The organism is Streptomyces sp. (genome assembly GCF_036566765.1).
Taxonomy (GTDB): domain Bacteria; phylum Actinomycetota; class Actinomycetes; order Streptomycetales; family Streptomycetaceae; genus Streptomyces.
In genome coordinates, this window is sequence record NZ_DATCVQ010000039.1 from 1 (window position 1) to 8,616 (window position 8,616).

At 72.6% G+C, this 8,616-nt stretch carries 8 protein-coding genes; 3 read left to right on the forward strand and 5 right to left on the reverse strand.

Going from position 1 to position 8,616, the window contains the following annotated elements; all coding sequences use genetic code 11:
* Nucleotides 1-308: 308 nt before the first annotated feature.
* The 3 genes from VIU94_RS01890 to yczE are packed head-to-tail and all read right to left on the reverse strand — an operon-like array spanning nt 309 to nt 3,162.
* A complete protein-coding gene (locus VIU94_RS01890; protein WP_331906794.1) occupies nt 309-1,691 on the reverse strand; it encodes an MFS transporter in 1,383 nt (460 codons plus the stop codon).
* A gap of 41 nt (nt 1,692-1,732) precedes the next feature.
* A complete protein-coding gene (locus tag VIU94_RS01895; RefSeq protein WP_331906796.1) occupies nt 1,733-2,497 on the reverse strand; it encodes a glycerophosphodiester phosphodiesterase family protein in 765 nt (254 codons plus the stop codon).
* Entirely contained in the window at nt 2,494-3,162 is a 669-nt protein-coding gene (gene yczE, locus VIU94_RS01900) for a membrane protein YczE (RefSeq protein ID WP_331906798.1), read from the reverse strand. The genes VIU94_RS01895 and yczE overlap by 4 nt, the downstream gene beginning before the upstream one ends.
* A gap of 103 nt (nt 3,163-3,265) precedes the next feature.
* Between yczE and VIU94_RS01905 the strand changes: the two genes are divergently transcribed.
* Nucleotides 3,266-4,765 (forward strand): SCO1417 family PLP biosynthesis transcription factor, encoded by a 1,500-nt coding sequence (locus VIU94_RS01905; protein ID WP_331906800.1) that lies wholly within the window; start codon nt 3,266-3,268, stop codon nt 4,763-4,765.
* Between the two features lie 55 nt (nt 4,766-4,820).
* Here VIU94_RS01905 and VIU94_RS01910 read toward each other — a convergent pair whose 3' ends face one another.
* Together VIU94_RS01910 and VIU94_RS01915 are read right to left on the reverse strand one after the other, a co-directional pair.
* On the reverse strand, nt 4,821-6,404 hold the full coding sequence (locus VIU94_RS01910; RefSeq protein WP_331906802.1) for a hypothetical protein: 1,584 nt from the start codon (nt 6,402-6,404) through the stop codon (nt 4,821-4,823).
* Between the two features lie 43 nt (nt 6,405-6,447).
* The gene (locus VIU94_RS01915; protein WP_331906804.1) at nt 6,448-6,642 is read right to left on the reverse strand and encodes a hypothetical protein; all 195 of its coding nucleotides are present in this window, start codon (nt 6,640-6,642) and stop codon (nt 6,448-6,450) included.
* A 323-nt stretch (nt 6,643-6,965) separates the two neighbouring features.
* Between VIU94_RS01915 and VIU94_RS01920 the strand changes: the two genes are divergently transcribed.
* Both VIU94_RS01920 and VIU94_RS01925 read left to right on the forward strand, forming a co-directional pair.
* Entirely contained in the window at nt 6,966-7,373 is a 408-nt protein-coding gene (locus tag VIU94_RS01920; protein ID WP_331906806.1) for an ankyrin repeat domain-containing protein, read from the forward strand.
* A 231-nt stretch (nt 7,374-7,604) separates the two neighbouring features.
* Nucleotides 7,605-8,616, forward strand: a 1,012-nt coding sequence (locus VIU94_RS01925; RefSeq protein ID WP_331906808.1) for a HEAT repeat domain-containing protein, incomplete at its 3' end; no start/stop codon positions are given.

Sequence of the window (8,616 nt, forward strand, 5' to 3'; positions counted from 1 at the left end):
GTCTCGTAGCTGGTCACCACGAGGCGCGTGCCGCGAAGAGCTCGCTCACTCATGAATCGTGCCTCCCGGGCTTGTCGCCCACAGGACAGGTGTCGCTGTCGTCGTCATCCGGTCAACGTCCGGTCGGCGGTAAAGATTCCCGTTGCGGGTCATGCGTCGCCCGTCGTGCCGCCCCTTGTTGTACCCACCAGTGCCCGGTTTGTCACATCTGGCAGCAGATGTCACCCAGCGCCTTCACTAACTTGGCACGCAGTAACGGTCCCTCTGGCAGGCCAAAGGTGTACACTACCGGACTTTCGCTCCAGCGTCTAAATCCGCGCTGGTACGGGGTTCCCCGCGGCGGCCACGGCACGCCGCACCGGCACCCGCGCGAGCAGCACAAACCCCACCGCGAAGAAGATCACCAGAGAGATGATGGCATCCCGGTAGCTGCCCGTCAGCTGGTACGCGAGTCCGAAAACCAGCGGTCCCAGCCAGCTCAGCCCCCGGTCGCTCATCTCGTAGGCCGAGAAGTACTCCGCCTCCTTGCCGCGCGGCACGAGATGCGAGAAGAGCGAGCGCGACAGCGCCTGACTGCCTCCGAGGACCAGGCCGATCGCCGACGCGAGCACGAAGAACCACACCGGCGCCCCGGCCGGCAGGAAGTAGCCCGCCGCCAGGATCAGCGTCCACACCGCCAGCGAGGCCAGGACCGTGCGCTTCGCGCCGTACGTACGCGCCAGTCGGCCCATGCCCAGTGCGCCCGCGACGGCGAGGACCTGCACCAGCAGCACCGCCGTGATCAGGGTCGTCTGGTCCAGGCCCAGCTCCTCGGAGCCGTACACCGACGCCTGCGAGATCACGGTCTGCACGCCGTCGTTGTAGACCAGGTACGCCAGCAGGAACGACAGCGTCAGCGGATGCCGGCGCATGTCCCGCAGGGTCGCCATCAGCTGCCGCCAGCCGCCGCCGACCGCGCCCTCCGCGCCTTCTGTGCCCTCCGCGCCTTCCGCGCCGGAGCCGAGCTTCCGGTCGCGCAGCCGGCGCAGCGGGATCAGCGTGAACGCGCCCCACCACAGGCCGGCCGACGCCAGGCAGATCCGCACCGCCGCGCCCTCGGACAGACCGAACGCGTCGTGCCCCGAGTACACGACCAGGTTGAGCACCAGGACCAGCGCTCCGGACGTGTAGCCGAACGCCCAGCCGCGCGAGGAGACCGCGTCCCGCTCCTCCGGCGCCGCGATCTGCGGCAGATAGGCGTTGTAGAGGACCATCGAGACCGCGAGCGAGGCGTTCGCCACGATCAGCAGGAAGGCGCCGAGCAGATACCGGTCGCCGTCCAGGAAGAACATCCCCGTCGTGGCCGTGGCCCCCACGTACGCGGCCACCGCGAGCATCGGCTTCTTCCGGCCCGTGCGGTCCGCGGCCGCGCCGACCAGCGGCATGACCAGGACCGCGACGAGGATCGAGACCGACACCGCGTAGGCGAACAGCGAGCCGGCCCGGACGGGTATGCCGAGCGGATGGACGAAGCCCTCCGCGTCCGCGGCGTTCTTGGCCACCGAGGTGAGATAGGGGCCGAGGAACACGGTCACCACGCTCGTCGAGTAGACCGAGCACGCGAAGTCGTAGAAGTACCAGCCGCGCTGCTCGCGCTTGCGGTCCGCCGGATCGGCTGTGAAGCCCTCCGGCTCGGCGGTGTCAGCGGTCACGCCGCGGCCCCCTCGTTCGTCCCCGTTGCCTGGGCGCGCGCTCAGCTCCAGACGCCCCGATCGGTCAGGACGTCGCGCAGCGTCTCCAGATGATCGGTCATGATGCCATCCACCCCCAGGTCGAGGAGAGAGTTCATCCGCTCCCGATCGTTGACCGTCCACACGTGGACCTGGAGCCCGCGCGCGTGGGCCTCGCGGACGAAGCGCCGGTCGACCACCTTGATCCCGCCCTGGCTCTCGGGCACCTGCGCCGCCACCGCGCCCGCGCGCAGCGCCGCCGGGATGCCGAGCGAGCGCAGCCGCAGGCCGAGGACCCCGAGCACCCCGTACGAGGTGGCGAGCCGCGGGCCGGCGAGGCGCTGCGCCCTGGCCACCCGTCCCTCGTCGAACGAGCCGACGCAGATCCGGTCCCAGGCCCCGGTCCTGCGGATCAGGTCGACCAGCGGGCCCAGCGAGGACTCCGCCTTGAGGTCGACGTTCCAGCGGGCCTCGGGGAACTCGTCGAGCAGGTCCTCGAAGAGCGGCAGCGGCTCCTTGCCGGCCACCCGCGCCTCGCGGACCGCGCTCCACGGCAGGTCCCGGATCCGGCCGGAGCCGTCCGTCACCCGGTCCAGGGTCGTGTCGTGGAAGGCCACGAGCACGCCGTCGGACGTGGTGTGCACATCGGTCTCGAAGTAGCGGTAGCCCGCCGAGGCGGCTCGCCGGAAGGCGGCCGCGGTGTTCTCCAGGCCGTCCGCCGTGCCGCCGCGGTGGGCGAAGGGGATCGGGGCCGGGTGGTCCAGGTAGGGATGGCGTACGCGAGTCACCGCCGCAGTATGGCCTGCTTCGGTGTCCCGGAGGCGACCACGGTGCTGCCCGTGTCCTCATCCGGGATGGCGAAGAGGCGCAGGAAGAACTGCGCCAGCGGTCCGATGCTCAGCGCGTACAGCACCGTGCCGACGCCCAGCGAGCCGCCGAGCAGGAAGCCGGTGACCACCACGGCGACCTCGATCGCCGTGCGCACCAGCCGGATCGAGCGGCCGGTGAGCCGGTGCAGACCGGTCATCAGGCCGTCGCGCGGGCCGGGCCCGAAGCGGGCGGCGATGTAGAGGCCGGTGGCGACGCCGTTGAGCACGATGCCGAGCACCAGCAGGCCGATCCGCGCGGCGAGACCGTGTACGTCCGGGAGCAGCGCCAGCGTCGCGTCCAGCGCGATGCCGATCACGAGCACGTTGGAGATCGTGCCGAGCCCGGGCTTCTGGCGGAGCGGGATCCACACCAGCAGGACGAGCGCGCCGACGATGGTCAGGACCACGCCCATGGTCAGTCCGGTCAGCTCCGCGAGACCCTGGTGGAGGACCCCCCAGGGCTCCAGGCCGAGCCCGGCGCGCACGAAGAACGCCGAACTCGCCCCGTACAGCGCGAGACCCGCGTACAGCTGCGTGAGCCGGCGGGTCAGATGCCGGCCGCGGAGGCCGGAGGCGATGGACATGGAAATGTCCCCCTGTCTGGTGGAAGTGGACTGACACATGACACTCTGTGGCGGGGGATGAGATGCCAACCATGGCCAATTTCAGGAAGGTGGACTGAATTCCATGGCTGAATGGACTTCAGCGGTGGGCCCGGCGCAGCTGGCCCGGCAGCTCCAGGCGCAGCAGCCGCGGCCCGCCGGACCCGGGGCCCGCAAGCCGCCCGCCTACCGCGCGCTGGCCGACGGCATCAGGCTGCTGGTGCTCGAAGGCCGGGTTCCGGTCGCCGCCCGGCTGCCCGCCGAGCGGGAGCTTGCGCTCGCGCTGACGGTGAGCCGTACGACGGTCGCGGCGGCGTACGAGGCGCTGCGCGCCGAGGGCTTCCTGGAGTCCCGGCGCGGGGCCGGCAGCTGGACCGCCGTGCCGGCCGGGAACCCGCTGCCCGCGCGCGGGCTTGAACCGCTGCCGCCGGAGTCGCTGGGCTCGATGATCGACCTGGGCTGCGCGGCGCTGCCCGCGCCCGAGCCGTGGCTGACCCGCAGCGTGCAGGGCGCGCTGGAGGAGCTGCCGCCGTACGCGCACACCCACGGCGACTATCCAGCCGGGCTGCCCGTGCTGCGGCAGATGATCGCCGACCGGTACACCGAGCGCGGCATCCCGACCATGCCCGAGCAGATCATGGTGACGACCGGCGCGATGGGCGCCATCGACGCGATCTGCCATCTCTTCGCCGGGCGCGGCGAGCGGATCGCCGTGGAGTCGCCCTCGTACGCCAACATCCTCCAGCTCATGCGCGAGGCCGGCGCCCGGCTGGTGCCGGTGGCCATGGCCGAGGGGCTCGGCGGCTGGGACCTGCCCCGCTGGCGGCAGGTGCTGCGGGACGCGGCGCCCCGGCTCGCGTACGTCGTCGCCGACTTCCACAATCCGACCGGCGCGCTCGCGGACGAGGACCAGCGTCGGCAGCTCGTCGACGCGGCGCGGTCGGCCGGGACGGTGCTGGTCGTCGACGAGACGATGACCGAGCTGTACCTGGACGACGACATCGTGATGCCGCGGCCGGTCTGCGCGTTCGACCCCGCCGGGGCGACGGTGCTGACGGTCGGCTCCGCGAGCAAGGCGTTCTGGGCCGGGATGCGGATCGGGTGGGTCCGGGCCGCGCCGGACGTCATCCGCTCGCTGGTCGCCGCGCGGGCGTACGCGGACCTGGGCACGCCGGTCCTGGAGCAGCTCGGTGTGCACTGGCTGATGCGGACCGGCGGCTGGAACCAGGCGGTGCAGATCCGCCGGGACCAGGCCCGCGAGAACCGCGACGCGCTGGTGGCGGCGGTGCGGGCGGAGCTGCCGGACTGGGAGTTCCACGTCCCGAAGGGCGGCCTGACCCTCTGGGTCCGCACCGGCGGCCTGTCCGGCTCCCGACTCGCCGAGGTCGGCGAACGCGTCGGCGTCCGCGTCCCGTCCGGCCCCCGCTTCGGCGTCGACGGCGCCTTCGAGGGCTACGTCCGCCTGCCCTTCACGGTCGGCGGCCCGGTGGCGGAGGAGGCCGCCGCCCGCTTGGCGGCGGCGGCCCGCCTGGTCGCCTCGGGCGCGGCGACGGGGGCCGAGCCACCGCGCACGTTCGTGGCGTGACGCGGAACGGCCCGTACGGGAGCGCTTTTTGTACGGGCCGTCGCTGTGGGGCGGGTCAGCTCTCTGCCGGGACCGTCGCGTGTTCCATCGTGGATTCGGGGTCCGGGTCCGGGGTCGGGTCCGGGGCCAGGGCGCTGGCTCGGGGCGGCAGGAGGGACGTGACCGCCTGGCGGTGGGGGGCCGGGGCGGCGTCGTCGTACGGGTCCGGGGTCGCGGGGGTCTGGAGGCGGAGGACCGGGGACTCGCCCAGGCGGGCGTAGCCGCGGCCCGGGGGGACGTCAGCCGTCGGGGTGGTGTGCGGCTGCATGCCGAGGACCGACTCGATCTGCGCCGGGGACGCCGGTCCGAGCACCACCCGGGCCCGGGTGTGGCCGCGTACCGCCTCGCCCAGCACGTCCACGCCGTCGAAGTGCTCCGCCACCACGACCGTGACCTGCGCCGATCGCCCGTGCCGCAGCGGGGCCTGCAGCAGCGTCTGCGGGTCGGTGCGGCCGTCCGCCGCCGCGAGGCAGGTCAGCACGCTCGGCCGGTCGAGCAGGATCCACAGCGGCCGCTTGGTGTCCTCCGGCGCGGGCAGGCCCGCCTGCCGCGCCCGGTTCGCCGCGACCAGCCGCCGCTCGGTCTCGTGCGCCGCCCACTCCAGGCTGGCGAGCGCCCCGGACAGCCCGCACTCGACCGCCAGCACCCCCGCCCGCCCCGTCAGGCACGCGTACTCGCCGGTGCCCGCCCCCTCGACGATCAGCACGTCGCCGTGCGGCAGCGCCTGCAGGGCGATGGACCGGAGCAGCGAACTGGCCCCGCCGCCCGGCTGGCCGACGATCAGCAGATGCGGCTCCGTCGACCGCGGCCCGGTGCGCCACACCACGGCCGGCGCGTCCTCCTCGCCGTCCGCGGAGACCACGGGGACGGTGCGCTGCACCGCGTCCGCGTCGGTGAACCCGAGCACCGTCTCCCCGGGGGCGGTCACGAACCGCTGCGCGGCGATCGTGGTCGGCAGGGCCCCGAGCACCGTCATGACCAGCTGGTTGCCCTCCTCGTCCCACTCGAACCGGTACTCGCGCCCACGCCCCGACTTGGCGTGCAGCACCTGCTCGATCCGGGCCCGGGACGCGGCCTCGCCGTCCGTGAAGTACGCCGGGTAAGAGATCCGCAGCCGCGTCAGCCGCCCGGACTCGTCGAACGCGTGGTCGTCGAGCGCGCTGCTCCACTCGCCGCCGTACGCGAACAGCGGCGCGGGGTCGTCGGGCACGGAGAAGTACGGCACCAACGCCTCGTACAGGCCCTGCAGTCGGGCCAGTTCGGCGTCGTCGGGTCCCGTCTTCACGACGGGACGTTCACGCCCCTTCCACGCGGCCGCACCCATCACCGCGATGAGGGCGAGGAGCGGCCCGTACGGCATGAGCGCGACGACCAGGACGCAGGCCGCGACCAGGAACAGCGTGGGACCGCGCCGCTCCTTGGGGGTCGCGGCCCACTTGGCGCGCGCGGTCGCGGCCAGCCTCCGCAGACCACGAGTGATCGTGATCAGCGGATGGAGCACGTCCGTGGCGCTGTCGGCGGCCGTGCGCGCGATCTCTCGACTGCGAGCGATCCGGTCGCTGCCGCTGGTCAGAATGCGGGGGAGTGGTCGCCGGGCCACGTCGTACTCCTGGAGTTGTGGAAGGGGCGGTGGGGCGTCCGCGTCAGAACTTGATGCCGCCCAAGAGGCTGGCGAGGCTCTGGCCGCCCGCCGTGATGCTCGGCGCGATGGCCGTGCCGGCGAGGTAGAAGCCGAAGAGGGCGGAGACGAACGCGTGCGATGCCTTGAGCCCGTCCTTCTTGAAGAACAGGAAGCAGATGATTCCGAGCAGCACCACACCTGAGATGGAGAGGATCATTTGGGGTTCTCCTGGTTGAGGGGACAGTCACCATGAGTCCTTCCAAGTTCACAGGAAGTATTGATGCGATAAAAGGTGCAAAGGAGTGAAATTCTGGCGATTTCACTTGACCGGAGGACGGGGAGGCATTCCCCAGGTGGCGAAACCCCGGGGGCGGGGTAGGGGCCGGGCGTGGACGGGGGCGTGGGACGCGCCCGTGGCCCCGCCCGCGGGTGATCTTTGCCGCGGACACGCCGCGTCATGTCCCGCGACGGGCAGTACCCTGTCGATTCACTCGTACGGCCGCGGTTGCTGTGCGCACTTGCAAGGAGGGTGATTACACGATGAGCGAGACGCCGGACTCCGAGACGCCGGACTCCGAGGTCATCGAGCTGGCGGCCAAGGTCTTCGACCTCGCACGCACCGGCGAGGCCGAGACCCTCGCCGCGTACGTCGACGCCGGAGTCCCCGCGAACCTGACCAACGACCGGGGCGACTCCCTCGTCATGCTCGCCGCCTACCACGGCCACGCGGCCGCCGTGGCGGCGCTGTTGGCCCGCGGCGCCGACGCCGACCGCGCCAACGACCGCGGCCAGACCCCGCTCGCCGGCGCGGTCTTCAAGGGCGAGGAAGAGGTCATCCGCGCCCTTCTCGCCGGCGGCGCGAATCCGGAAGCCGGGACTCCGTCCGCCGTGGACACCGCACGCATGTTCGGCAAGGTCGAACTCCTGGAGCTGTTCGAAGCCCGGTGAACGGGTACTGAACAGCAGGTGAGAGCGGTGCCGTAAATGTGGTCGACGTCCGGAAACGGCTGGGTCATCATGACGACGAGCCCACAGGGGGCCACCGACGAGAGGCAGAGGAAGATGGTCATCACCAAGCGACGGACGACGAGCGGCCCTACATGTTGCTGCGCGGCCTAGGCGATCACCCCGGTCCGGTTTTCCCCGGTTGCGTCGACAGCTTGATGTGAGGCATCTTCCATGTTCGATCCAGTCATAGCGCCGAGCGGCACTCTGCTCGGCCTGCTGCAGAGGGGCCGCGGAGACGGCACCCTGCACGCGCTCGCCGCGCCACGCGCCGAGGCGCTGGCCGCCCTGAACCACTGCGTTCTGCACGACCCGCGCCAGGACTGGCGGGTCGAGAACCGCTCCCTCTACTACGCACGCCTGTACGTGGACCTGCACGGCTCCCTCGACCAGATCGAGGCGCACCTGTTCGGGGCCGAGGACTGCTTCGACACCGAGGACTCCAGGACCGGGCTCGCGCTCGCCGTCCTCGGGCACCTCGCCGCCTACGGCCGCCGGGACGCCCTCCTCCTGCTCCGGCGCTACGCGGCGACCGGTACGAACTGGGCCTGGGCGCTCGACGAGCTCGCCCTGCGCGACGACGACGCCGGACTGCGCGCCCTCGCGCTGCCCGTCCTCGGCCGCTTCCCGGCCGATCCGGAGGGCGACGCCGAACTGGCGAGCGCCGTCCGCGACGCCTTCGAGCCCCGGCCCTGGCGGCTGTGGGCCGAGGACCAGCGGGCCGCTGTCGGCTCCCGCGTCCGCGCCGCGCAGGAACAGGGGTCGTTCGACCGCTGGACGCGCCAGATGCGGCCGACCGGACCCCGCCCCGGTTGGAGCGTCCAGGCCGTCTTCGACTGGGCCCAGCAGGGCCTGGAGCGCGGCACCGTGCTGCACGGGCCCGCCGCCCGCTGCCTGACCGCCGTCGCCGGACCCGAGGACCGGCCCGCCATCGTCGAGGCCGCCCGCAGCGGACCCGACGGGGCGCGCTGCGCCGCCCTGCACTACCTGGCCGAGGCCCGCGACACGGCCGTGCTCGACCTTGTCGAGGCTGCGGCGACCGACCCGTCCCGGATCGTCGCCGAGGCCGCGGTGACCGCCTTCGAGCGGATGTGCGGCGAGGCCGCCGTCGACCGCGCCCGCGGCTGGGTGCACCGGCCCGACGCGCTCGGCGCGTCCGCCGCCGCCGTGCTCGCCGACCGAGGCG